This window comes from Lacticaseibacillus porcinae, from assembly GCF_003946305.1.
In the GTDB taxonomy this organism is placed as follows: domain Bacteria; phylum Bacillota; class Bacilli; order Lactobacillales; family Lactobacillaceae; genus Lacticaseibacillus; species Lacticaseibacillus porcinae.
The window spans coordinates 140,830-164,920 of sequence record NZ_RHNS01000003.1 but is presented as its reverse complement, the minus strand read 5'-3'; the positions used below and the strand labels follow the sequence as shown (position 1 = coordinate 164,920).

Below are 24,091 nucleotides of genomic sequence, written 5' to 3'. Positions count from 1 at the left end.
TTTGCCCTATATAAAAACAAGCCTGCATCGCGATCATTTGATTGCGATGCAGACTTGTTTAATTGCTTTAAGCTTTCGGTTGTTTGCGACGGAGGTACCAGATCAACCAGCCAAGAGCAAAGGCAATGATGATCAAGATAACGACCAACCAAGCAGGGAAGTGATGCATGACTGCTTTATCGGTGGTGGTGTTAGCTTTTGTCTTCATCACTGGTTGCACGATGGTGAATTTATCTTCAAAGTGCCATTTTTGATCGCCGTTGTGCGCATCGACCACTAACTGATAGGTTCCAGCTTTCAATGCTTTTGGCGTTGGGGTCAATGGATAGGCCATTTGCGCGTTAGGGGAGAGTTTGATGCCTGCCATGTCTTGGCTAAGGACGGTTTTGCCTTTGCGAAGGACTTTAGCAGAAACAAACAAATTGGATTGTAACACCGGATTAGGATTTTCAAGTAACGCGGCGACCGTGCTGCCAGAGGTGTTGGTCGAAACCTTCGGCCCGTTAAATTGTAAGGCTGGCGTGTAATTCGGTATCGTCGGTGTTGCTTGCAACTGGATCCCATATGTATAGGCAGGTTGGGCGGTGACGCCGACGTTGGTGTTGGCATTGGCGTTGCTGTCGACTTGTTGCACGCGAATGCCGCCACTTAAGACGCCGGCCCAAGCTTCTGATGGGGCCTTCAAAGTTAACTTAATTCGCCGTGTGCTGTGCGGATCAACCGTATAGTTGCGCGGTTTTGGAAACAGCGACTCAATGTTGACTTTTAACGATTGCGTCGGCTTCACCCCATGGAGATTGTAGCTGGTGTCGCCATCAGAACTGGTTCCGGCACGATTGACTGAGACGTGGTATTTGTGGGAACCTGAATCTGAGTTGATGATCAAGAAACTGATTTTTTGGGTGGCGCCTGGGGCAACCAGTAAATTATAGTAGTTCAACTTTTTGTTGATCTGATTGCTAGGAAACTCTGGGGACACTTGAAAGGTCACGCTGTCTGCGTGGACCACATGCCCACCACCGGCGACCCCAGCGATGACCGCCGCTAATAAAAATAATCGTTTAAACATGGCCACACCTCCATCCTACTGGTAGTTTACCAGCTTTTACCGGCTTGAGCCGACCAATTGTCATAAAATTCTGTTCTAAAATTTGCACGATGCCACATTAACGTGCAGCTTGAATGAATTGGTCGACGTATCGGGCGAGGTGTTGTCTGGCAGTGGTCAGGATCTGATTGCGATCGGCGCCTTGCAGCCGCAACCCTTGAACGCGCAAAAGGGTCATTTTGTTAATGCCCATCACATGCAAAACCGTGCGCATGTATTGCGGGGCAAAGTCGACTTTGGTGTCGTCAGGGTCAAAATCGTAGTTCCCGCCGCTAGTTTGGACATATAACACCGGCTGTGAGCCATCGAGCAACCCGACGCTGCCGGATTCGTCGAAGCGATAAGTTTTATCCGCGACCATAATGCTATCGATATAATCTTTCATTCGGCTGACAATGTTCAAGTTAAATAATGGCGAGAAGATCATCACCAGATCTGCGCGTCGCCATTGGTCGATCAAGCGATCTTGGTATTCGGCGATACGCTTAGGTTCCCGCAAAGTCTCTTGAGTCAATGCCGGGATCATTGCCTCTGGGGCATAAAGCTTCAGCGATTCGATGAAGGCGTTAGGGGCTTGCTTTTGCAAATGACGCAAGGTGTAGTAATACAATTGGTTGGTGGCCCGCACTTCATTATCGTAATCGGGATGGGCATTGATCAAGAGGATGTGCATGTAAATTCCTTTCAGTGGTCGACGTTGAACAAAAAATCATCAGTATTTTTTATTATCCCAGACCAAAAGGCCGATTTCGGTCAAGATTATAAAAGATCGTTTAGTAAATCAGCCATTAAAATAACCGCCGAGGAATCGATTTTCCTCGGCGGTTAGCGGTTGTTACATGAAGACGTTTTTATATAAGGCGATGGCTAAGATGCCAGCAAGGATCGGTGCCAGCACTGGGACCCATGAATAACCCCAATCACTTGAGCCTTTGTGTTTCAATGGGAGGAGTTGATGCAACAGGCGTGGCCCTAAGTCACGCGCTGGGTTCAACGCTGGACCAGATGGCCCCCCGAAGCTAGCAACTAAGGTGGCAACTAAGAAACCTAAGGCCATGTGCGCCGTGCCTAAGTTGTTTTGGAAAAATGGTGCTTTGGTGATGCCAAGGGCGGCAAAAAATAAAATAAATGAGCCGATAAATTCGTTCACAAAACCATTGGTCTTGCTCTTAGTGGCGCTGATCGTGGAGAAGGTGCCTAAGATATGTTGGGGATTGGTGGTGAGATCGTAATGCGGTTTGTAAGCTGCGACCACCATCGCTTGCCCAAAAATCGCCCCAGCAAATTGCGCCAGCAAGTAAGGCAAGACTTCTTGCCATGGAAACATCCCAGACACCGCTAACCCAATGGTGAAAGCAGGGTTGATGTGGTTACCGGAAATGCCGCCGATGATCATGGCTGGGATCATGACCCCAGCGCCATATCCCACTGCGATCAACATCCAATCGGAACCGTTGCCTTTGGTCCCTTTTAAATCAACGTTTGCTACTGACCCGTTACCCAGTGCCACCATGATGGCGGTGCCGATGAACTCTGCGGCCAGGCGAACTGTCAAGTCGTAAGTCATTGTTGTTCCTCCAAGAATTTGTGAAAAAGTAATAGCTAGATAATCCTAACCTTAATATAACATGAATTAAGCAGACGTAAAGTTTTAAGCAAATGGATGCGTTACCATATGAGAATGCGGTAAAATAGAAGCTGGAACGAAAAAAGGAGTGTTCAAATGCTTAATCAAGCAATCGACCACATGATGATCGAAAACCGCGACCATTTCATGATCCCAGGGGAAATGGTGGCCAGCGTCAACTGCGACAATTCCTTGCGCCACGCCTTTTTGGTGTTGACCAAGGTCCGCTACGCCAAAGTCCCAGTCGTTGACAACGACGACAAGTTCAAAGGCTTGTTGAGCTTGTCGATGATCACTGACAAAATGCTGGGCCTGGAACACATCAACACAGAAGCTTTAGATGAATATTGCGTCGGCGATGTGATGGAAACCGGCATCCCGACGATTGACAACCCTTATGACGTCGAAAACGTGTTGCACTTGCTGGTGGACAATGCTTTTCTGCCAGTGGTGCAAGACGATGGCACTTTCACTGGCATTGTGACCCGTCGTGAAGTGATGAAAGGTATCAATTACATCGGTCATAATTTGGATCGGTACTATGATTTGAATCCTCGAGAAGAAGTCACGCGCTGATAGCTTGTGACATCATCCATAATGAAATCGACACAAAAAGGAAGTCCAAGAGAAAATTCTCAAGGGCTTCTTTATTTTTATTATTGATGTTTAGTTCCCAAGATTTAATTTCGGTGTCGGAATATCGATCCCAGCCGCTGCCAAAGCTTTCAAATACGCGGCTAAGAATTTGCGTTGAACCGGCAATTGTTCACCGTTTGACACATGCATCATCACTTGATAAACGAAAGTGCCATCACCTGCCGCAGACATGCCGAGTAATTCTGGGCCGTCGACGATCGCCGGGGTTTCAGGCTTGAGGGTCGCATTCACATTCTTCAACACCGAGCGCACAACGGACAAGTCCTCATCTGGCGACATCGGCAAGCTGATCAATACTTGCATTTCCGAACGTGACATGTTGGAGACGATGGTGATGTTGCGGTTGGGGATGAAGTTCACGGTGCCGTCGGCGGATTTCACAATGGTGGTGCGCAAGCCGACTGAAGTGATGGTGCCAGTAATGGTGCCAAGCTTCACCGCGTCGCCAACATCAAATTGACCTTCCAAAATAATAAAGATCCCAGTCACCACATCAGATACGAAGCCTTGGGCGCCTAAACCTAATGCGATGCCGACGACACCAGCACCAGCGATCAAGGTCCCGACTGGCACGCCTAACACAGATAACACAGCGTAAAAGTAAAAGAAGATCACGGTGTAAGAATAAATGTTACTCATCAACGTCCGCATGGTGTCCACGCGGGTGCCAGCGAGCTGCGAGCGGGATTTGTAAGTGGTGAAGCCGCGGTGGATCAACCGTTTGCCGACTGAGCGAATGATCAAAAACAAAATCGTGAAAAGGATCAATTCACCGACCACTGTGACTAAGCGGTTGAAAACGCCGTCCCAGTCGATATTGTTCAAATAACGCAAGAGAATATTAGTTTGTTGCTCGAGATTTTTGGTTTTGGCCAGAATTAACATGTTGGTCCTTTCTGAAAAAAGATTCTGACCCTATAGTACCAAAATTCCACAATGATTTGAACGGTTAAGCCAATGATGATATTCTTATGGGAGAAGGTCGTGTATGCGGTTTAGAAGCGGCTGAGAAGGAGGTTGTGTATGACGTTAGGAGGAATTGCTGGCATTATTGCGGCAATCGCATTTTTGATCATCGCATTAGCAGTTTTGGTGATCGGCATCAAAATTGCTGGGGTGACCAAAGAGGTGCGCGGCACCGTGTCAGAAGTGAATACGACGCTGAACGTGGTGAATGGCGAACTCGGGGCGTTGACCCATGAAGTCGAAGCCTTGTTGACCAAGTCCAACACCTTGCTTGAAGATGTCAACGGCAAAGTTGCCGCCATCGATCCGGTGTTTGACGCGATCGGCGAACTCGGCGAGTCAGTGTCAGATCTCAACGCAAGCACGCGCAATCTCGCGTCGAAAGTGACGGCAGGGGCTGCCAATGCAGGCAAAGTCACTGTTGCCGCCAAAGTTGGTAAAGCAGCATTGAATTTATTGAAGAAATCAGATAGCGAAAAATAGGAGGCATTGTGTACTATGGCAAAGAAATCACACTTTTTATTTGGCTTTATCTTAGGGGCAGCCAGCGCGTTGGCCACAACATACTTGCTCACCCCACAAACTTCCGATGAATTAAAGCACAAGTTCAACCAGAAAAAAGACGACTTAGCAGATCGCGCGGCAGATTATTATGACTATGCTAAAGATGCGACTGCTGACTGGCGCGAATCTGCGGCAGACCTAGTGGATAACCTCAAAGCCCGCACCCAACATGACGACGGTGATTTGGCAGATTACGATGCCAAGACCCAAGCGTTGAAAGACGAATTAACTGACGCACCAGAAGTTGCCGATTCTGATGAATTCGACGATATCGTCTTAGACGGCAAGTCCGCTTTTGCTCAAGCCAAAGACGCTGAAGCTCCTGCTGAACCTGAGGCACCAGCTGAAGAAGCAGCGCCAGAAGCTGAAACAGAAGACAAACCTGAAGATCCAGAAGCTTAATCGATATACTTTTACCACCGCCGCGTGCGGTGGTATTTTTGTGCCGTTGTTAAAGTACGATGTTAGGACCATCCCTAAATTTAACGCAACGCATACAAAGTCCACGAAACAGATGCCTATTTCGTGGACTTCAGGCTGTATGCCATTTAATTACGTTCATGCGGTTCTCAACAATATCAAGGACGTTGCTGCGGGCCTTGGCTTATTAGACCTCAACCGCGTTCGTTGCTAATCGGCTTTGCACTGCCTTTCGCAAACAGACGTCGCCTTGCGTCTCACGTCACCGTGAGGGCACTACTCCCGGCTGTAACTGGTTTGAGTCCACGACTGGGACCCTTCAGTACCGGCACTTTGGAACTGGAGATCTAGCAGCGCTCGACAGTTAAGCCCAGATGCTACGGGATAGTCTCCGAGAGTTTAGCGGGCACTTCCACCCGTCGCGAAGTGATACGAGTGACCTGCGCTCAGCCACCCACTCCTCATAGAATTCACTGACATGATACTGCCGACAAGACCGATAGTCAACCCTTAAGACCAGAAACTTTTTGTAAATGTTTTGTATCGGTGATGTTGAGTGCCGGAAAAGTTTTTTGCCCGTTTTAAAGGCTTAAAATTTTTCAATTCAGTCAGTTGCCCTCACAATGAAAATAGAGGGGGTGACAAGATGTTGATGCACAGTCGCAAACAATTTCAAATTCGTGCTGTCACTGCAGGTGCGATCCGCATGATGATGCTGATGCCTGATGGCCATATCTGGTGGCGCGATGTTGTGATCTTAGGGGCCAATCGCGTTGCTCGCGGAGGCAAACATGAACAACTTGGTTGGCCGCCACAAACTGTATTTGCTGAGTACGGTCCGGTGTTCGCGCAAAAAACGGGGAGTTTGGCGTATGAGAAACCATTAAGTTCGAGAGGTCATCTGGTATCAGTCAACCTGATTACTTCCAGCGCTGATCATAAACTTGCGGTACGGCTACAACAGCGAGAAATTGGCGCTGAAATCAATTTCTTTCGCCATTGGTTGAAGACTCGTGGCCATCCACGTTGTGCGGATTGGCCAGCACAAATGAGGCAATTGGAACAAAGTATTAAGGCTTTTGCCAATCACACATTAACTTATTATCAACTCTTGCAAGCCTTTATCAGTCGTTTTGATCAAGGCAGTCAGCATCAAGCTGAACGGACCAAAACCCTCACAGATTAAGCAGATGCGATTCACAAACATTATACTGATGAACGCAACGCTCGCTTGCCTATCGCCATCTTCATCATGAATGTCAATCATGTCGAACATTATAGCTACGGTGACGCCCGCGATCTCAAATTCAACACCGACAAAGAAGATGCGGAACACCGCAAAGCCGAAGACTTATGGCAAGTGACGTTTCTGCGGGTCAACCAACAAAAAGCACAGTTTGAACGGGAGGGCATTCCGTTTTATGATCCCAATTGGTTGACGACACAACGATAACGCAATCAACCGATTTGGGACCCGAAACAACTCGACAATTATCATTTAAAATTCTGAGCAAGCAAAAACCCCTTCAACAAATACTGAAGGGGTTTCGCGTTACGCTAACGCCAGTTGTTGGCCGTCGACAGTGATGCAGTCACGTCCTGAGCGTTTGGAGAGATACAAATTCGCGTCGGCGCGTTCATAAACATCTTCAAAGCTTAAATCGCCTTTGTTTAACACGGTGATGCCCATCGATAAGGTGACTGAGATATGTTGGCCTTCATAGACGAAGTCGGCATTTTTCACTTGGCGGTGGATCTGTTGCATCAACGGTAAGATCTGCGCTTTTGGGGCGTTGAACACCAAGTTGAATTCTTCGCCGCCAGTGCGATAAAGCGTGGTGTCAACAGCGTTTTGGACCAGCTCGGCGACTCCGATCAACACGGCGTTGCCAGCAGCGTGGCCATAAGTATCGTTCACTTTTTTGAAGCGGTCGATATCAAACATCACCAAGGTCAGTGGCGTGTTGTTGCGCTGCGCTTGTGCTAACGCTGATGCGGAATCTGACTTAAAGGCGAAAAACGATCCCACTTTCGTCAACGTGTCAGAATTGACTTGTTTTTCCAAGCGGTTGCGCTCCAAGTTCGCTAATCGTTCTGACGACCAATACAAGCTGGTGAACCAGTTCATCAACACAAACATCACCGAGCCCATTAAGTTAGCGGTCAGCGTCAATTGCGTTTGCGTGATCCAAAAGGCAATCGCAATCCAAGCGGTGACTTCGATATTTAACAACAAGTGGCTGTGGATCTGGGCATGGAATTTGAACATCAACCCGAGGATCACCAAGACTGCCACCAACGACACATAAAAGGTGCCGGCGTGCACCGTGTTGGTGTAATACCAAAAGCCGATGATCCCAGCGGACCTGGCGAGAAATTCAAGGGGGACGATGTCGTCATCCATTAAGGGAATGAATAAAATGTACAGCGCCCAGTTGAGATACGCGGTTGAATTGTTAGGATTGGCCCAAGTGGCAAACAAACAAAAGGCCACCATTAAATAGATGAAAACTGTCGAAGCGACATGCTCGTTTAACTTTTGTGATCGTGCGAGATCCCATAACGTGATCAGGCGCGAATTGTAGAACACCACAAATCCGGAAATGAAGAAGGCGGCAATGATCGTCTCGATCACCCAATTGCCCCAATCAAACATAGACAACCTCCATCTTTAGAAAAATACTTCTATGAATATCATAGTCCATGGATTAACCTATTCATAGACATATTTTAAGAGGAGCGCGGGAAAAATGGAGCAGCATCATCTACTCGAATTGGTGGTCGGCGTGGGGATCGTGGCCTTGGCTAGCACTGGGGTGTTTTTACATCAACAAAATACGAAAGTCGATACCACGGCTAACACGTTGCGGGTGGCGACAAGTGGTCGAGTGGAGACGCTAGATTCAACCACTTATTCGTCGCTGACCGCCAGTACCACCATTGGCGCCACTGTGGTCGGGTTGTACGCGCGCGACGCCAAAGGGCAAATCGTTGACGCGATTTCTGACGGCAAACCTGATGTGTCTGCTGATATGAAAACCTATATTTTTTATTTGCGGCCATATCATTGGAGTAATGGTGCTCGCGTCACCGCCCAAGATTTCGTGTACGCTTGGGAGAAGCTCGCCAATCCCCAGACCAATGCCCGCAATGCCTCACGGATCGACTTTTTGAAAAATGGGGCCGCTGTCCGCACTGGCAAAAAGCCAGTTTCAAGTTTAGGGGTGCGCGCCTTATCCAAAAATCGCTTGGAAGTGGACTTGCAACAAGCCAATCCTTATTTAACTGAGATCTTATCAGATACCCCAATGTTGCCGATCAATCAAGAATTTGCTGAAAAATGGGGCAAAGATTATGGCGCCAATGCCACGCGGGTACTTGCTAACGGGCCATATCGGATCACTGATTGGTCAGGGGCCAATGACACCACTTGGCGTTATGTGAAAAACCCAACTTATTATCACGCCAAACGGGTCCAAGTCAAAAGTATCGACTTCACCTCAGAAGCTAACACCACCAAAGGCGCTAAGCAGTTTGAAGCAGGGAAGTTTGATTATGCGGCACTCTCGCCGCAACAAGTTCCAAGTTTTAAAGGGTCGCGGCAACTCAACACTAAGCGGATCAGTACTGAAGCCTTCATTTTCTTTAATACCACCACCGGACCGACGACGAACACCGATTTGCGAAAAGCCATCGCCCAAGCTTTTGATAAACACAGTTTCACGCAATCGCGATTACGTGATGGTGCGCAACCACTAGATGGGTTGGTACCTGCAGGACTCACGGCGATGACGAACGGTCAAGATTACCGCGCAGCAACTGGTGAACTGCTGCCTTACAATTTAAGCAAAGCCACTGCTGCATGGAATCGCGCCAAAAAGCAAATGGGCGCCAACCATTTGAATTTGACCTTGACCATCGCTGACAACGATACCGCAAACCTTGCAGCGACATACTTAGCGGGTCAATTGGAACATAACTTGCCAGGATTGAGCATCACGATCAAAAAAGTTTCGTTGGAAAAGCGCGTCGCGTTAGAAACTGCTGGGAAGTTCGAATTGGTATTCTCCACGTGGACGCCAGGGGATGCTGATCCCATGAATTTATTGGCGTTTTATCAAACTGGCAGTCGCTTGAACATCACCGGCTACACCGATGAGAAGTTTGATGCGATGGCCAAACAAATTGAAAAAGCTGGTGCCCATCCGGCGCAACGGTTAGCTTTGGTGCAACAAGCTGAGCGTTACTTGATGACGGAACAAGTCCCTTCTGCAGGCTTTTTCCAAGGGGGGTCCGCCTACTTGCTTGATGATGGCATCAAACAATTTCCAATGATGCCAAGTGGTGCGATCAATTACGAATATGTGCGGACGCACTAAGATGTGGGGGCGGTGAGTTGTGATCGGGACTCCAGCTGGCCCCCGGTGCATAATGGAGGTCCTCGGCCGAGCTAACTTTGTTCATTCGCTACGCTCATGAGCAAAGTGGATCTCGACCTGCGGAACGCAGTAGGCGAAACCCGCCAACTGCGTTTCCACTATGCACCGGCGGCCAGCTTCCGTCCCGATCACCACTCACCGCCGTGTCTACGTCGCAACACTGTGTATCAATAGGATTGTGGCCGTCGACGAACGAATGTGTCGTTTCCACGCACGTTGAGGTGCAATTCGTGTGACGGCCAATCAATTGCAATATGTGTGACTGGCCGAAGCGAGATGAAAGGGGCATGGAAGCTGACCGGGGTTGCGTGGTGAGAATCCTGTTAGCGGGTTTTGCTTACAGGATTCCGCAAGGAAAGATCCGGCGAGTGGGGAGCGCAGCGACACATCTCGGCTAGCTTTCCTGAGGACCCTCTCCACGCAACCCTTGGTCAGCTGGAGTGCCCCTTTCATCTCGCCATGATCGATCACGCAACAAATTGCAGAATTTGGTCCGACAACTTTCAGAAAACACCAGCAAGTGGTAGGCTATAAGTTAGTTTACCCGAGGTCATCGGGGATGAAGGAGCAGTTTAACCATGAGTTCTAGTCCAGAAAACCAGACCCGTATCGTCCCATCGCATCACCATCATATGAATATTCGCTGGCACACCTTCGCTCAAGAAGATCGCCCGATCACTGAAGCTAGCTTAAGTGAACGCGCCGCTTTAGTTGGCCGCGTCGGCTTGTTAATGCTCAGCTGTGGGACTGGGGCCTGGCGGGTGCGTGCGGCGATGGACACCATTGCTCGCAACTTAGGGTTAACTTGTGCCGCAGATGTTGGGTTGACGAGCTTAAGTTATACCTGTTTTGAACATGGCCATCATTATTCTCAGACCTTGTCGCTGCCAGCTAGTGGGGTCAACACCGACAAGTTGACGGCGATGGAAGACTTTGTCGATAACTTTGCTGGCAACTGCTTGACCATGACGGATAAAGAAATTCATGATCGCTTAGATGCCATTGCTGGCAAGCCCGGAAACTTTTCGGCACTGCAAGTCGGCTTAGCGTCTGCGCTTGCTTGTGCGGCCTTTGTTTTCTTACTAGGTGGCGGGCCGATTGAAATGTTTTGTTGTTTCTTCGGTGCTGGTGTCGGCAACTGGTTGCGACGGATCATGGGCGGACACAAAATGACGGTCATCGCGTCGACTGCAGTGTCAGTAGCGGCGGCATGCGTGGTGTACTTGATCGTTTTTCGATTATTAAAATTAGCTTTTGGGGTATCGCAAGCCCATGAAGCCGGGTACATCGGTGCCATGTTGTTCGTGATTCCTGGATTTCCCTTCATTACCAGCGGCTTAGACATTGCCAAACAAGACATGCGCTCAGGCCTTGAACGCGGGACTTTCGCGATCATGGTGATCACTGTGGCAACGTTGACTGGTTGGGTGGTGGCGATGATCGTCCACTTGCAACCGCAAAACTTCATTGAATTGGGGTTAGGTCCGATCGCGTTGTGTTTATTGCGGTTGTTGGCGTCTTGGTGTGGGGTGTTCGGCTTTTCGATCATGTTCAACTCCCCAGTGAAGATGTCTGCGATCGCAGGCATCATCGGAGCCCTTGCCAACACGTTGCGATTGGAGCTAGCAGGTTTTGGGATGCCTGCAGCAGTTGCTGCTTTCTTAGGGGCATTGCTCGCAGGGTTGCTAGCGAGTCCATTAAACCGGCGCCTCGGTTATCCGCGGATTTCCTTGACGGTCCCATCGATCGTGATCATGGTGCCTGGGCTCTATATGTATCGCGCGATGTTTAACTTAGGCCTCGACAGCTTAGGCGTTGGGGCCAGCTGGATGGTCAAAGCGTTGTTGATGGTGGTGGCATTACCATTAGGATTAGCCGCAGCGCGGATCTTAACCGATCGTTCATGGCGACATATTGGATAAATCGTTAATCGGCCTAGTGCCGATTTTTTTATGAAAAAAATTGTCAATGAAAACGTTAAATTGTATACAACGTGTCCGGACTAGTTTCAACAAATATTTTTATATGATACGATGAGCGTACTGAACTTGGGAGAAAATGTATGTTAAGACTTTGGGGACAACCGAAATATGTCGCAGCCACAGGTAAACTGGCTGGTTATGAATTATTTTTACGGGAAAAACAAACCACTGATGGTGAGTGGGAATTGCCGGCAGACTTTAGTCAATTCTCACCAAACACCATGGCGAATTTGATCGGGGCAACGTTAAAAACCTTACCGCAAGATTTTCAATTGGTGTCATTTAACTTAGATCAAGCACAATTCATCGATACCAAATACATCGATTTATTAGTGGCAGTGCAAGCGCAACTCGATTATGCATTGGTGATCGAATTGACTGAACGCCGCGGGCATGGTAGCGCGACGATTGCATTATCAGATCTGGTGGCGGCGGCACAACGTTTTCAAGAAGCTGGGTTGCGGGTGTGCCTTGATGATGTTGGCACTGGTGAGAATCAATTGCCGTTAGTTGAGGCGTTGGATCCTTTCGTCAGTGAATATAAATTTGCTTTACAAAACGTCCGCGATCAAATGTCGATCGCAGAAATTGCGGCAGAAGTGGCAGTGTGGCGCAAGCGCGCCGATCGATTGCATAAACGTTTTGCCTTGGAAGGATTTGAAGATCCTGAAGATGTGCGGTTGATCCAAGCCTTTTCTCCAGATCTAGTGCAAGGGTTTTATTTCGGGCGACCACATACTTTGCCGATCGCTGAAGATTTCAAAACGTTACCATAAGCGGCTGCGGCCGTTTTTTTAAAATTGCAGAATGTAAACGGTTTAGCCGTAGCTCTTGACGCTTGAGGTTGTCTGGTCCAAACTAGTGGTATTGTGGTTAAAGGGGTAATGCATATGGAAATTGTGATCATCGGTTGTACCCATGCAGGGACGGCAGCGGCCCAAGCAATCATGCAAAGTCATCCAGAACATACGGTGACGATTTTTGAACGCCATGATGATATCAGCTTTTTAGCTTGCGGCGTGGCGCTTTATTTAGGTGGCACCGTTGATGCGTTGACCCAACTCCATTACCAAACCCCACAAGCGTTGCGGGAGCTTGGGGCAAAAGTTTATTTACATCACAATGTGTTAAAAGTAGATGTCGCCGGCCATACGGTGGTTGCCCGCGACATCCAAACCCAACAAGAGCGCACTGTGCATTATGACAAGTTGATCATGGCCACTGGTGCCCGGCATGCACTGCCGCCGTTGACTGGTGCTGACGCCAAGCGCGTCTTGTTGTGCAAAGACGCCAAAGAAGCCCAAGCGGTGAAAAATACTGCCTCAGATGCAGTGGACATTGCCTTGATCGGCGGCGGTTATGTCGGCGTTGAACTTGCTGAAGCCTATGCGCACACTGGGCATAAAGTCACTATTTTTGAATCTGGCAGTCAATTGTTGCGAAACTATTTGGACGCAGACAATGCCGCGACAGTGACCAAGCGCTTATCTGAAAACGGCGTCGTCGTGCATTTGAATACGCCAGTGCGGTCTTTTGTCGATGTGCCTGATCATGTTGGTTTGCGGACGCGTGCTGGGGAGTTCACTTTTGACTTGGCAGTTGCCACCACTGGCTTTACTCCATCGACAACGCTTGTCGCCGAGCAATTAACTTGTGATCGCCATGGTGCCTTGGTGGTCAATGAATTCGGTCAAACCAGCGATCCTGATGTGTTTGCCGCAGGGGATTGCCGCACCAGCTTGTTTAATCCCACCGGCCAACCTGCTTATATTCCTCTAGCTTCCAGTGCTTTGCGTCAAGGGGCCATGGCGGGATTGAATGCTTGCGGTGAAGAACGCATCGATTATGGTACGCAAGCGACTAGTGCGATGATGTTGTTTAATTTATGTGTCGCGAGCACCGGCTTGACTCAAGCCGCAGCTAGTCGCGTGGTTGGGTTGCGGCCACATACGATCACTTGGGTCGGGACATGGCGGCCGGCGTTTATGCCAGACACTAGCAAGTTGACCATCACTTTGGTGTATGATCGTTTGTCGCGGCGGTTGCTAGGGGCGCAGTTGTTGTCGACGCATGAAGTTGCCCAAAGTGCCAATGCCTTGTCGATCGCGATTCAAAATAACAACACCATCGACGATTTAGCGGTGGTGGATATGTTGTTTTCCCCACATTTCAATGAACCGAATAATTATTTGAATCAAGCTGCGGGGATGGCGGTGGCGCATGAACGTGAAGCTGGGTTTAAAACGCCGCAGTTTACTGCGCTTGGCGTCCGCGGACGCAAATAAAATGGTGTCTTTGCGATGAACGCAAAGGCACCATTTTTTGCTAGGCGCGTGAGGTTAACGATCAGTGGATTGGTTGACCAGTCAACCAATCTTGCTTTTCTCGATACCACTGCGCCATGTCGACTGTGATATAGACAACGCACTCATTTGCTTCGAGTCGCCAGTTCGTGGGATCTTGAGGTTGTGGGTAATCAGTACCATCTATCATCGTGGCAATGGCGTCGAGGGCTGCTTTTTTCGCTTCAACAAGGGTGTCGCCTTGTGTGACCATGCCAGAAATGTTGGGACAGGTTACTGTGAAGTAGTGACCATCGTCATTGGACTCGGTGATGATCACCGGATAAACTAATGTCGGTTCAGTCATGCTGATCCTCCTGTTCAAGTTATTGTTGACGTCATCATACCTGATGATGAACGAGTTGCCAAATTTTAGCGCCGCGACATTGTCCACAAATTGTAACCTCCATGCAATCTGTTGGTACCGTTTTTTTCTTATAATCAGCTTAATGGAGGTGCGAGATGACACGGGTGATCGCATTAGGGGACATTCACGGGCAAATGGCGGTGTTCGACCGTCTACATCAATTGCAACAAGCGTATCCAGATGCCATCACCGTATTTATCGGCGATTACATCGATGGTCATGCCCAAGGCTTTGATGTGTTGCACGCGGTACGCGCTGAAAGTTTAGCTGAACCAGATCGGACCGTGGTGCTGCGCGGCAATCACGAACAGATCATGTTGGATTATTTGAATGACCCTGAAGCCAAAACCTGGTTATTCAACGGCGGCAGCGACACGATGCGCTATGCCATCGACCAAAAGTTCGGTCATGCCGAAGACGATGCGTTAAATCGTCAGCGGTTGTTAGCGAGCTATGCCGGTTTGTTGACCTGGGTGGATACCTTGCCGCTTGAATATGCCATTGGTAAATTGCGGTTTGTGCATGCCGGCTATGATCTCTCATTGTCTAATCCCGTGTCGTTGACGCCAGAAGACCAGAAGCTTTGGGCCCGCGAAGATTATTGGTATGGCAAACAAGATGGGGTCTTTGCCCATAACCCACTGCCAGCAACAATCATCTCTGGCCACACGCCAACAGGTTACATCGAAGGCCGTTATGATGGGGATGTCCATCCCGCCAAAATGATGAACTTTGGTCAACATCCAGTTTATTCTGTGCAATATCCCGGAGAATTTGCGCGATTGTTTATCGATGGTGGCAATCACGGCGGGGCCGACAACTTGTCTGGCAATATTGTGGTATTGGAAAGTGACTCTGGACAATTGATCGAAAAATTTGAAGACATGCAGTAAGCAACAGTTTCGCACAAGCGAAGCTGTTTTTATTTACGATAAAAGTTTCGCCTTGTTTAAATCTTACCTGCATAGCGTCAAAAACTCGCAAACTTGTGACAATATGACCATATTCCTATGCGAAATTATCAAATTGGGTGTACACTACCAGTTAAGTGAGTAGTTACTATCCAAATTTTGAGGTGAAAGCATGCAAGAAGAAATCCTATACGGTGGCATCGATGTTGGTTCAACAACGGTGAAGTTAGTGGTGATGGACCAAGATCACAACACGAAGTTCGCCCGTTACGAACGGCATTTTTCCGATGTGAAGGCTGCAAGCAAGCGTGTGTTAGACGAGGCGATCGCAGAACTCGGTCCTAACACGAAATTAGCTTGCACCATCACTGGTTCTGGCGGCATGGGCCTCGCTAATTTACTCCAACTCAAATTTGTGCAAGAAGTGATTGCCTGCACTAAAACGGTTGAAGAACTGATCCCACAAACTGACGTTGCCATCGAACTTGGCGGCGAAGATGCGAAAATCACCTTTTTTGGTGACTCGTTGGAACAACGGATGAACGGCTCTTGTGCCGGCGGGACTGGGGCGTTCATCGATCAAATGGCCACGTTGTTAAAAACTGACGCTGATGGGTTGAATGAATTAGCAAAAAATGCGAAAACCATGTACCCGATCGCATCGCGTTGTGGCGTCTTTGCCAAAACTGATGTGCAACCGTTGATCAATGATGGGGCGCATAAAGAAGATATCGCGGCGTCGATTTTCCAAGCGGTGGTTAATCAAACCATCTCAGGTCTCGCTGCAGGCCACAAGATCCGCGGTAATGTCGCTTTCTTAGGCGGCCCATTATACTTTATGGATCAACTGCGGGCGCATTTTATCGACACCTTGCATCTGGAACCTGAACAAGTGATCTTCCCAGAAGATCCCCAATTATTCGTCGCAAAAGGCGCTTGTTTGTATGCCACTGACCAACCTGTCACCACCTTGGTTGCCTTAGAAGACAAACTGGAACATGGCGACGACTCTGGGATGCACCCAGCCCATTCACTGGACCCATTGTTTAAAGACGACGATGAACTTCAAGAATTCCGCAAACGTCATGCTGAAGCGCGCGTTGAATCTCGCGACTTAGCGAGTTATCAAGGCGTTGCCTTCTTAGGCATCGATGCTGGTTCTACCACCACCAAAGTCGCCTTGATGTCTGATGACAATAAGCTTTTATATACTTATTACGATTCTAATGACGGCGATCCGCTGGAGAAAACCAAGCAGATCTTGCGCGACATGCACGCCCATATGCCAAAAGGCGTCACCATCGGCAAAACTGCGGTCACTGGCTACGGCGAACATTTGATCAAAAACGCCTTAATGGTAGATATCGGTGAAGTGGAAACTGTCGCTCACTATCGCGCTGCCCATTACTTCCAACCAGATGTCGATTTCATTTTAGATATTGGTGGCCAAGACATGAAAGCCATGACCATTAAAAACGATGCTTTATCCACTATTAAATTGAATGAAGCTTGTTCCAGTGGTTGCGGGTCATTCTTGGAAACTTTCGCCACTGGCTTGAACTACGATATCAAAGATTTCGCTCAAGCGGCCTTGTTAGCTAAGCATCCTTCTGATTTAGGGTCGCGGTGCACCGTGTTTATGAACTCCAAAGTCAAACAAGTGCAAAAAGAAGGCGCCAGCATCGGTGATATCGCCGCCGGACTGTCGGTTTCCATCATTAAAAATGCCTTATTCAAAGTCATCAAAATGCGCAAGCCTGAAGATATGGGCAAACACATTGTCTGCCAAGGCGGGACTTTTTATAACGAAGCCGTGTTGCGTGCCTTTGAAAAAATCGCTGGCGTTGAAGTCATCCGCCCTAACATTGCCGGGTTAATGGGCGCTTATGGTGCCGCCTTGATTGCCGAAGATGCCTACAACGAAGGCGACGAAACCACACTGTTGTCAGTGGATCAATTCGACAAACTGTCGTTCACCAAAGAATACATGCACTGCGGCGGCTGCGAAAACAACTGTGCTTTGACTATCACCGTGTTCAACGACGGTCGGCGTTTTGTCACTGGTAACCGTTGTGAAAAAGGCGAAGCCCGCGGGTTGCGCCAACACCTCAAAAAAGAAAACGGCAAGATCAACTTAGTCGAAGAAAAATACAAGTTGCTGTTTAGCTACAAGCCATTGCGCAAAAAGCTGGCCACTCGCGGTGTCATCGGCATTCCCCGCGTTCTCAACATGTATGAAAACTACCCATTGTGGCAGACTTTCTTCACCAAGCTTGGCTTCCGCGCAGAATTATCCCCTAAAGGCAACAAAGACCAATATGAAAAAGGGATGGAAACTATTCCTTCTGATACGGTTTGTTACCCTGCCAAGCAAGTTCATGGCCATATCCAAGCATTGATCGACAAAGGCTACAAACGCATTTTCTACCCAGCAGTGGTTTACGAAGTCGAAGAAGATAAGGCGCAAGCCAACCACTTTAACTGCCCGATCGTCCAATCTTATCCCGCTGTCATTAAAAACAACGTCGATGAAATTACCCAAGGGTTAGTGGATTATCGCTCCCCTTATTTGAACCTCGCCGACAAAAAAGCTTGTGCCGAATCGCTGTACGAATGCTTTAAAGATCTCGGAGTCTCCAAATCTGAAATCGTCGACGCCTTAGACGCCGGCTATGATGAACTGGAAGCCTTCAAACTCAAGATCCGCAACCGCGGCGAAGACACGATGAAAATGTTGATGCACACTGGCGAACACGGCATTGTGTTAGCCGGCCGTCCATATCACTTGGACCCTGAAGTTAACCACGGCATTTCTCAGTTAATGACTGCAGAAGGTTTTCATGTGTTAACGGAAGATTCAATCGCCCATCTCGGGGATGTCAAAGGGCTGCGCGTCGTCAACCAGTGGACTTACCACTCACGGTTGTACGCTGCGGCTCGCATCGCCGCTAAAACCCCACAACTTGAATTTGTGCAATTGAATTCTTTTGGTTGCGGGATCGATGCGATCGATACTGATCAAATCGAAGAGATCATGAACCAATACAACCGCCTGTACACTTCGCTTAAAATCGACGAAGGCACTAACATGGGCGCCATCCGTATTCGTTTACGCTCATTGAAAGCCGCTGTTGCTGAACGCACGAAGCGCAAGATCATGCCTGAAAAACTCACTGAAGATCCAAAACCAGTGGGCTTTACTAAAGACATGAAGAAGGAAGGTTATACCTTACTGCTGCCAATGATGTCACCGATCCATCAACATGGCTTAGTCGACGTTGCCTTGCGCGCTTCTGGATACAACGTGGTCAACTTACCAATGGATGACCGCAAGTCCATCGATGTCGGCCAGAAGTTCGTCAACAACGATGCTTGTTACCCCGCGATCATTTCCATCGGCCAAATGCTTGAAGCCTTGCAATCTGGCAAATACGACTTGAACAAAACTGCGGTGATGATGACGCAAACTGGTGGTGGCTGTCGGGCAACGAACTACATTCCATTGATCCGCAAAGCCCTCAAAGATGCCGGCTTTGCCCAAGTACCAGTGGTTTCACTATCGCTTGGCAACCAAGGTGTTGAAGAAACCCCAGGCTTCACCTTCACCTTGCCGCTGCTCAAGCGTGTGGCGATCGCCTTCTTATATGGCGACTTGTTCGAACGGGTCGTTTATCGCACCCGGCCTTATGAAACCGAACCAGGCATGATCGACAAAATGCATGACCAATGGTTGGAACTCGTCCGCCCATCAGTGGAAAAAGGCAGTTTCCGCGAATTCAAGAAAAATGTCGCCCAAATTGTTAAAGATTTCGACACGGTGCCATTAGACGAATCCATCGTCAAACCAAAAGTCGGGGTCGTTGGTGAAATCTTAGTCAAGTACTCCCCAATTGCCAACAACAATGTGGTGCGTTTGCTTGAAAAAGAAGGCGCTCAAGCTGTTGTCCCTGACATCGTCGGCTTCATGAATTACTCGTTGTACAACCAACTTTATAAATACGATCACCTTGGCGCCAAAGCCTCAGCGAAGTATTTTGCCGAATTTGCCATGGGCTTGATCAAATGGTGTGAACAACCGATGCAAAAGGCGTTGACGGCGTCGAAGCGTTTTGAAGGGATCGAAGCAATCAAAGAAGTCGCAGACGATGCCTCTAAGATCTTGAGCCTTGGCAATCAAACTGGTGAAGGTTGGTTCTTAACTGGTGAAATGATCGAATTGTTGAAGTCTGGTGTCCCAAATATCATTTGCATGCAGCCATTTGGTTGCTTGCCAAACCACATTGTCGGCAAAGGCATGGTCAAAGAACTCCGCCGGCAATTCCCAGGCGCCAACATTGCGCCGATCGACTATGATCCCGGGACTTCTGTGGTCAACCAACTTAACCGGATCCGCTTAATGTTAGCCACTGCCAACAAGCACCTCGACGAAAAAGTCGCTGTGCATGCATAATGGTTAAGTTTTTATCATCCTGAGCCACGGCGCTCATGAAAGTGCTATATTCTAATTAAAGACAGTGTAAGGATGAATGGGTATGACAGACGCACTACAGACAATTTTCGGTCAAGCGACCAAACAAGACGAGAACTTATCACCAAAACAACAAGCGGTGTTAGCAGCCAGCTTAGAATTATTCGCACAAAAAGGGTATGACGCCACGTCCACAGCGGACATCGCCCATCACGCCGGCGTGTCAGAAGGGACCATCTTCAAACGCTTCCGCACCAAAGAAGGGTTGTTGCAAGCGATTTTGGGGCCTTTTCTCAATCGCGTGATGCCGCAAGCAGCAGGGGCCTTCGTCTCAGACTTGGCGGCGCAACGTTTCCCGCATTTCAAAGACCTGTTGACTTACGGGATCCAAGATCGCATTCGCTTTGTGATGGAAAACCGTGCGGAAATGAAGATCTTCATTCAAGAAATCGGGAAAAATCCTGAACTCTTGGTGAAAATGACCAACATGTTAGCGGATCTCTTGCGTGAAAGCTTTGATGATATTTTCAAAGTCTACCAAGATAACGGCGAACTCGTCCGTTGGGAGTCAATGCGGATCATGCGCTATTGCACCAGCGTGATGATCGGGTATTTGATCCCGAATGTCATCATGGATGATCAGCCAGTGGATTGCGAAAAAGTGACCAATGATGCGGTGGAATTCTTATGTGCTGGGCTAACGCCTCGCGACTAGTTTCGTGGAAAAAGGACATCTGTGAAAGGTGTCCTTTTTGCGTGGCGAAATAAGGCGACTCAGAAAATTCTGAGCCGCCTATTTTTAACTGTTGAACAAGTAGTGATCCACCATGTCAGCGACGCGCCAACTTTTACGCAAACCAGAATGTGTTGCATGACTACCGTAGAAAGTATGCGTTTGATAACTCGCGAGGCGGCCGCGGAGTAAATAACCTAACGATTGCGACGAGGCGTTAAGGACTTTGCCATCTTGATGATCGTGGTGATCGCCAAACAAATTCAGGACTTTCACGCCGCGAGGGAAAGCGTCGCGATGTTGCAAGGCAAATTGATAATCTGGTGCTAGCCAGGCAGGTTTGCCAGAAGGCGTCAACCAGTTGGTGTGTTGGCCGCGGTGTTTGCCTGGAATGCCGTCAAAGTTGCCGGCAATGGCGACATATTTTTTCAGTTGCGGGAGTTGCTGGTCTTGCCCATATTTTAATTCGTAGAATAGCAGGCCAGCGTTGCCGAGGCTGTGGGCGACGACGTTAAATTGTTGCACGTTGTACTGTTGTTGTAAGCCTAGCAATACTGTATGTAGCCATGTGGCAAGGGTATCGTAATTGCGCGTTTTGTTGTCGGCAAACACGACTTTCACCAAACGTTGTTTCGCGTGCGCGTGCCAGTGACCGGAGAATTTGACTCGGCCTTGTCGATCAACTTTAGCAGTGATCACGCTAGCGTCAGCGTCCCATTGTGCAGCTTTAACAAGGTGGCTCATCGAGCGCTGATTGCCATGCGCGCCGTGCAGATATAAAGTGACCGGCAGGCTGGCAGTTGATGCCGCGTGCACTGGGCGGCTAGTGGTTGCCACCAAGCCGATCAACATCAGTAATAAAATCGCAAGTCGCTTCACGTGATCCCTTCCTTTCTATTTAAAGTGTAGGGAATTTTCGAAAGCGGCACTATTCAGGTTTCAAGAGCATTTGCTGAGATTTTCTCAGAAAAAAGCCTCAGTTCGGGGGGCCGAACTGAGGCAAGTCGAGCGCGAGTCGATAAATGGGGATGCGCCGCACCAAAACCGCATTACAGTGCGTTTTGTGTGATATAAAATTGTAAGTGAAGTGGGCGGGTCAGTGCGGTGGTGTTAAGCGGCCTCACCTCCAGCGGTGAACAGCTTTTTAGAAAACAAATAGTTCAAGGCGATGACGATCACTTGATCGATCAACTTCACAACTAAGGTGTTGCCGTGCAACAAGGTGAGGCCGATGAACAAGATCACCGTATCAGCACCAAGGCTTGCGCCGCGCAAAGCGGTAAAGCCCACTGCTTCTTTGATCACGCCCCATGTGTCAGTGGTTTTAGAGTGAAAGACAGCCAGTTTATTGGCGACAAAAGCAAAGGCAACACTCGCAGCCCAAGCAATTAAATTTGCGCCAAACCACGCCATGCCGACATGCGTCAAAACAAAGAACAAGACGACGTTGATTCCAGTGGTCATGCCACCGACGATCAAATAGCGCAACGCTTCGCCATATTTGCTGTAAATTGAAGTGATTGGTTTTTCCATGATATGACCTCTTTTATTTTTCCATGCACGTGAAAACGAAGCTAGCATGCGGATGTTTGACGCCGTTGATGATCAACGGATGTTCAGCAAGTTGATAATTATTCGTTTTGACCACATCGACATTTTGCGCCGAGTGGGTGGTGTTTTTGATGGTGATGGTGTAAGTGCCAGGCTTGAGTTGATGATGTAGGCGATAAACTGATCCGGCATCATACATTGAATAGACGTGACCTTGGCTGTCAGTGAGAGTGGCTTCAACAGTCGAGCCAGCATGAACTTGAACGGACAAGTAGTTGGCGTGACCGCGTAAGGTGATCGCTTCAGTCATCGTGGTACCAGGTTGCGTCAAATGTGGCTTGGCGTGATATTGTACTGAAAGTTGGGAGCGTTGTGCGGCGACGACTTGATGTTGGGGATACTGTTGTGCCATGAAACTTGAGCCGGCGAATCCGACAATCGCAAGTCCCGTCAGTAAAGCAGGCAGCAGTGCCTTGTGCGCTTTGCGCTCACGGCGCGATGATTTGATGCCTGCAAGGCTCAACCACAACATCGGCAAAACGATTTGTCCGTATCGTTCTTCCACTTCCCATAACAAGGTGTGAAAAGCGAACAATCCAAGCGTGGTGGTGATCGCAAGCAACACTAATAAGTCAGTGGGATTGGAATAATCGATGCGCCAAGTCCACAACCGTGCGATCAACGTCAGCAACAAGGTGACACTGGCGATCAAATAGCTGATCTGTGTGAGATAAGACCAGAAGTTCGCGTGATTTTGCACCCATGCAGGGGCGGCGCGGAAGCCACCGTTATACCAGTTTTTAATGCCGCCAACGCGTTGTAAGATCCCCAGCTTCACGACCCAAAGCTTCAACAAGCCGACGGGACCGAGCGTTTTGACGCGGGTGCTAATAGTTTTCACATCAGCAGCTTGAACGCGTTTCTGGTTACCGATTTTAATGGCGGTGCCGACATCTTTGCCAGAATACATCCCATTTGAATGCTGATTCAACCCCATGACCATCCAGTTAGCAGCAGGGAGTTGAAATTGTTGATCAGCATGGAAATTACTTGCTTGATAAATCATGGACTTCGCCGGTACGCTGAGGCCAAAGCCAACGATGATCAACGCGATCGGGAGTAATTTCCGCCAGTGGCCTTTTTTGTGAAAAACTAGCAGTGCTAAGACGATCGCCATGGCAGGCAATAAGACGATAAGGTTCGGCTTCAGAAGTTGCCCAAGCATCGCGATGGCCACGAAACCAAAACCCATAAACCACCGCGATACCGAGTTACCATGCGGCCAAGCATACAGCAAACTAAACAGCGCCAACAAAATCAACATCGCCGGCAAGTCAGAATAAAAGACTTGCAGGTAATACGTGTAAGCAAAAGGCGTCAGTAAAAGGAAGCTGGCCGCGCCGATCACGACACTGTTGCGTTTAGATAAACGCCGAACCATCCCCAGCATCAACACGATGAAACTGTCTAAAACAATCAGTGACAACAAGTGAATGCTGGTGTTGGTCGTCAAGCCAAACAAATTCGTGAATTTCAACCACAGCGACAACAAGTAAGCTAACGGCACATTGTTCGGGTAGCGCCAAAAATAAGTGATCGCCCAAACGTTGTGGCCAGCAGCCATTTGATCGGCTTGCGATAATACGCGGTAAGGATCGTGATATACCGTCACTGGCAACCATTTGAGAATCGCTAGTTGGGCGATCGTCATCAAACCGCCTGCTGCTAACAACCCCCGCGTCACGATTTTAGGGCTTAAGGCATCAAGCTTCGGCGCGAGTAATTTGCAAATCGTCAGCAAGATAGCACTGCCGACTAGGACGATGATCCCAGTGAGTGATGCATTTTGCGTCCAGAGATTGGCAATCACGCCGACAGTTAAACACACTGCCAAAAATCCTGGTAAAAATTGTGGTCGGCGTAATCGCGTCATGGTCAGGACTTCTTTCTACTTAA

Annotated in this window: 21 protein-coding genes; 12 read left to right on the top strand and 9 right to left on the bottom strand. The window is 48.7% G+C overall.

What is annotated here, in order from left to right:
• Positions 1-67 precede the first annotated feature (67 nt).
• The 3 genes from EKM92_RS04515 to EKM92_RS04505 all read right to left on the bottom strand — a co-directional run bounded on the left by EKM92_RS04515 (position 68) and on the right by EKM92_RS04505 (position 2,675).
• The gene (locus EKM92_RS04515) at positions 68-1,069 is read right to left on the bottom strand and encodes a DUF916 domain-containing protein (RefSeq protein WP_125708314.1); all 1,002 of its coding nucleotides are present in this window, start codon (positions 1,067-1,069) and stop codon (positions 68-70) included.
• Positions 1,070-1,166: 97 nt separating this feature from the next.
• On the bottom strand, positions 1,167-1,781 hold the full coding sequence (locus tag EKM92_RS04510) for an NAD(P)H-dependent oxidoreductase (protein ID WP_125708312.1): 615 nt from the start codon (positions 1,779-1,781) through the stop codon (positions 1,167-1,169).
• Between the two features lie 162 nt (positions 1,782-1,943).
• Positions 1,944-2,675 carry an MIP/aquaporin family protein gene (locus EKM92_RS04505; RefSeq protein WP_125708310.1) on the bottom strand — a complete coding sequence of 244 codons (732 nt, stop codon included), beginning with the start codon at positions 2,673-2,675 and terminating at the stop codon, positions 1,944-1,946.
• A gap of 156 nt (positions 2,676-2,831) precedes the next feature.
• Here EKM92_RS04505 and cbpB point away from each other — a divergent pair, with 156 nt between their 5' ends.
• Positions 2,832-3,311, top strand: coding sequence for a cyclic-di-AMP-binding protein CbpB (cbpB, locus tag EKM92_RS04500; RefSeq protein ID WP_125708308.1), 480 nt, complete (start codon positions 2,832-2,834; stop codon positions 3,309-3,311).
• Positions 3,312-3,401: 90 nt separating this feature from the next.
• Here the strand turns inward: cbpB and EKM92_RS04495 are convergent, their stop codons facing one another.
• Positions 3,402-4,277 (bottom strand): mechanosensitive ion channel family protein, encoded by an 876-nt coding sequence (locus EKM92_RS04495; RefSeq protein WP_125708306.1) that lies wholly within the window; start codon positions 4,275-4,277, stop codon positions 3,402-3,404.
• Between the two features lie 138 nt (positions 4,278-4,415).
• Between EKM92_RS04495 and EKM92_RS04490 the strand changes: the two genes are divergently transcribed.
• The 4 genes from EKM92_RS04490 (at position 4,416) to EKM92_RS04475 (ending at position 6,795) form a co-directional block, all read left to right on the top strand.
• Positions 4,416-4,841, top strand: a complete 426-nt coding sequence (locus EKM92_RS04490; protein ID WP_125708304.1) for a DUF948 domain-containing protein — start codon at positions 4,416-4,418, stop codon at positions 4,839-4,841.
• Between the two features lie 15 nt (positions 4,842-4,856).
• Positions 4,857-5,324 carry a YtxH domain-containing protein gene (locus tag EKM92_RS04485; protein WP_125708302.1) on the top strand — a complete coding sequence of 156 codons (468 nt, stop codon included), beginning with the start codon at positions 4,857-4,859 and terminating at the stop codon, positions 5,322-5,324.
• 664 nt (positions 5,325-5,988) lie between these two features.
• Positions 5,989-6,528 (top strand): hypothetical protein, encoded by a 540-nt coding sequence (locus EKM92_RS04480; RefSeq protein ID WP_125708300.1) that lies wholly within the window; start codon positions 5,989-5,991, stop codon positions 6,526-6,528.
• Between the two features lie 45 nt (positions 6,529-6,573).
• The gene (locus tag EKM92_RS04475; protein WP_125708298.1) at positions 6,574-6,795 is read left to right on the top strand and encodes a hypothetical protein; all 222 of its coding nucleotides are present in this window, start codon (positions 6,574-6,576) and stop codon (positions 6,793-6,795) included.
• Between the two features lie 99 nt (positions 6,796-6,894).
• Here EKM92_RS04475 and EKM92_RS04470 read toward each other — a convergent pair whose 3' ends face one another.
• The gene (locus tag EKM92_RS04470) at positions 6,895-7,998 is read right to left on the bottom strand and encodes a GGDEF domain-containing protein (protein WP_125708296.1); all 1,104 of its coding nucleotides are present in this window, start codon (positions 7,996-7,998) and stop codon (positions 6,895-6,897) included.
• Positions 7,999-8,092: 94 nt separating this feature from the next.
• Between EKM92_RS04470 and EKM92_RS04465 the strand changes: the two genes are divergently transcribed.
• The 4 genes from EKM92_RS04465 to EKM92_RS04450 all read left to right on the top strand — a co-directional run bounded on the left by EKM92_RS04465 (position 8,093) and on the right by EKM92_RS04450 (position 14,048).
• Positions 8,093-9,721 carry a peptide ABC transporter substrate-binding protein gene (locus tag EKM92_RS04465; protein ID WP_125708294.1) on the top strand — a complete coding sequence of 543 codons (1,629 nt, stop codon included), beginning with the start codon at positions 8,093-8,095 and terminating at the stop codon, positions 9,719-9,721.
• A 638-nt stretch (positions 9,722-10,359) separates the two neighbouring features.
• Positions 10,360-11,703, top strand: coding sequence for a threonine/serine exporter family protein (locus EKM92_RS04460; protein ID WP_125708292.1), 1,344 nt, complete (start codon positions 10,360-10,362; stop codon positions 11,701-11,703).
• Positions 11,704-11,843: 140 nt separating this feature from the next.
• Positions 11,844-12,539 carry an EAL domain-containing protein gene (locus EKM92_RS04455; RefSeq protein WP_125708290.1) on the top strand — a complete coding sequence of 232 codons (696 nt, stop codon included), beginning with the start codon at positions 11,844-11,846 and terminating at the stop codon, positions 12,537-12,539.
• 114 nt (positions 12,540-12,653) lie between these two features.
• Positions 12,654-14,048, top strand: a complete 1,395-nt coding sequence (locus EKM92_RS04450; RefSeq protein ID WP_125708288.1) for an FAD-dependent oxidoreductase — start codon at positions 12,654-12,656, stop codon at positions 14,046-14,048.
• A gap of 61 nt (positions 14,049-14,109) precedes the next feature.
• Here the strand turns inward: EKM92_RS04450 and EKM92_RS04445 are convergent, their stop codons facing one another.
• Positions 14,110-14,412, bottom strand: coding sequence for a type II toxin-antitoxin system HicB family antitoxin (locus EKM92_RS04445; protein WP_125708286.1), 303 nt, complete (start codon positions 14,410-14,412; stop codon positions 14,110-14,112).
• Positions 14,413-14,567: 155 nt separating this feature from the next.
• On the opposite strand from EKM92_RS04445, the gene EKM92_RS04440 reads away from it, so the two are divergent.
• The 3 genes from EKM92_RS04440 to EKM92_RS04430 all read left to right on the top strand — a co-directional run bounded on the left by EKM92_RS04440 (position 14,568) and on the right by EKM92_RS04430 (position 20,566).
• Positions 14,568-15,365 carry a metallophosphoesterase gene (locus tag EKM92_RS04440; RefSeq protein ID WP_125708284.1) on the top strand — a complete coding sequence of 266 codons (798 nt, stop codon included), beginning with the start codon at positions 14,568-14,570 and terminating at the stop codon, positions 15,363-15,365.
• 190 nt (positions 15,366-15,555) lie between these two features.
• Positions 15,556-19,833: a 2-hydroxyacyl-CoA dehydratase gene (locus EKM92_RS04435; protein WP_125708282.1), complete on the top strand. Its 4,278-nt coding sequence runs from the start codon at positions 15,556-15,558 to the stop codon at positions 19,831-19,833.
• 82 nt (positions 19,834-19,915) lie between these two features.
• Positions 19,916-20,566: a TetR/AcrR family transcriptional regulator gene (locus EKM92_RS04430; RefSeq protein WP_164509897.1), complete on the top strand. Its 651-nt coding sequence runs from the start codon at positions 19,916-19,918 to the stop codon at positions 20,564-20,566.
• Positions 20,567-20,650: 84 nt separating this feature from the next.
• Here EKM92_RS04430 and EKM92_RS04425 read toward each other — a convergent pair whose 3' ends face one another.
• The 3 genes from EKM92_RS04425 to EKM92_RS04415 form a co-directional block, all read right to left on the bottom strand.
• Positions 20,651-21,463 (bottom strand): alpha/beta hydrolase, encoded by an 813-nt coding sequence (locus EKM92_RS04425; RefSeq protein WP_125708277.1) that lies wholly within the window; start codon positions 21,461-21,463, stop codon positions 20,651-20,653.
• A 231-nt stretch (positions 21,464-21,694) separates the two neighbouring features.
• Entirely contained in the window at positions 21,695-22,117 is a 423-nt protein-coding gene (locus EKM92_RS04420; RefSeq protein WP_125708275.1) for a GtrA family protein, read from the bottom strand.
• Between the two features lie 13 nt (positions 22,118-22,130).
• On the bottom strand, positions 22,131-24,068 hold the full coding sequence (locus EKM92_RS04415; RefSeq protein WP_125708273.1) for a hypothetical protein: 1,938 nt from the start codon (positions 24,066-24,068) through the stop codon (positions 22,131-22,133).
• Positions 24,069-24,091 lie beyond the last annotated feature (23 nt).

Bases quoted from the DNA above. Each gene is read 5' to 3' on its own strand.
- EKM92_RS04515 (WP_125708314.1), bottom strand. From the start codon at position 1,069: ATGTTTAAACGATTATTTTTATTAGCGGCGGTCATCGCTGGGGTCGCC.
- EKM92_RS04510 (WP_125708312.1), bottom strand. From the start codon at position 1,781: ATGCACATCCTCTTGATCAATGCCCATCCCGATTACGATAATGAAGTG.
- EKM92_RS04505 (WP_125708310.1), bottom strand. From the start codon at position 2,675: ATGACTTACGACTTGACAGTTCGCCTGGCCGCAGAGTTCATCGGCACC.
- cbpB (WP_125708308.1), top strand. From the start codon at position 2,832: ATGCTTAATCAAGCAATCGACCACATGATGATCGAAAACCGCGACCAT.
- EKM92_RS04495 (WP_125708306.1), bottom strand. From the start codon at position 4,277: ATGTTAATTCTGGCCAAAACCAAAAATCTCGAGCAACAAACTAATATT.
- EKM92_RS04490 (WP_125708304.1), top strand. From the start codon at position 4,416: ATGACGTTAGGAGGAATTGCTGGCATTATTGCGGCAATCGCATTTTTG.
- EKM92_RS04485 (WP_125708302.1), top strand. From the start codon at position 4,857: ATGGCAAAGAAATCACACTTTTTATTTGGCTTTATCTTAGGGGCAGCC.
- EKM92_RS04480 (WP_125708300.1), top strand. From the start codon at position 5,989: ATGTTGATGCACAGTCGCAAACAATTTCAAATTCGTGCTGTCACTGCA.
- EKM92_RS04470 (WP_125708296.1), bottom strand. From the start codon at position 7,998: ATGTTTGATTGGGGCAATTGGGTGATCGAGACGATCATTGCCGCCTTC.
- EKM92_RS04465 (WP_125708294.1), top strand. From the start codon at position 8,093: ATGGAGCAGCATCATCTACTCGAATTGGTGGTCGGCGTGGGGATCGTG.
- EKM92_RS04460 (WP_125708292.1), top strand. From the start codon at position 10,360: ATGAGTTCTAGTCCAGAAAACCAGACCCGTATCGTCCCATCGCATCAC.
- EKM92_RS04455 (WP_125708290.1), top strand. From the start codon at position 11,844: ATGTTAAGACTTTGGGGACAACCGAAATATGTCGCAGCCACAGGTAAA.
- EKM92_RS04450 (WP_125708288.1), top strand. From the start codon at position 12,654: ATGGAAATTGTGATCATCGGTTGTACCCATGCAGGGACGGCAGCGGCC.
- EKM92_RS04445 (WP_125708286.1), bottom strand. From the start codon at position 14,412: ATGACTGAACCGACATTAGTTTATCCGGTGATCATCACCGAGTCCAAT.
- EKM92_RS04440 (WP_125708284.1), top strand. From the start codon at position 14,568: ATGACACGGGTGATCGCATTAGGGGACATTCACGGGCAAATGGCGGTG.
- EKM92_RS04435 (WP_125708282.1), top strand. From the start codon at position 15,556: ATGCAAGAAGAAATCCTATACGGTGGCATCGATGTTGGTTCAACAACG.
- EKM92_RS04430 (WP_164509897.1), top strand. From the start codon at position 19,916: ATGACAGACGCACTACAGACAATTTTCGGTCAAGCGACCAAACAAGAC.
- EKM92_RS04420 (WP_125708275.1), bottom strand. From the start codon at position 22,117: ATGGAAAAACCAATCACTTCAATTTACAGCAAATATGGCGAAGCGTTG.
- EKM92_RS04415 (WP_125708273.1), bottom strand. From the start codon at position 24,068: ATGACGCGATTACGCCGACCACAATTTTTACCAGGATTTTTGGCAGTG.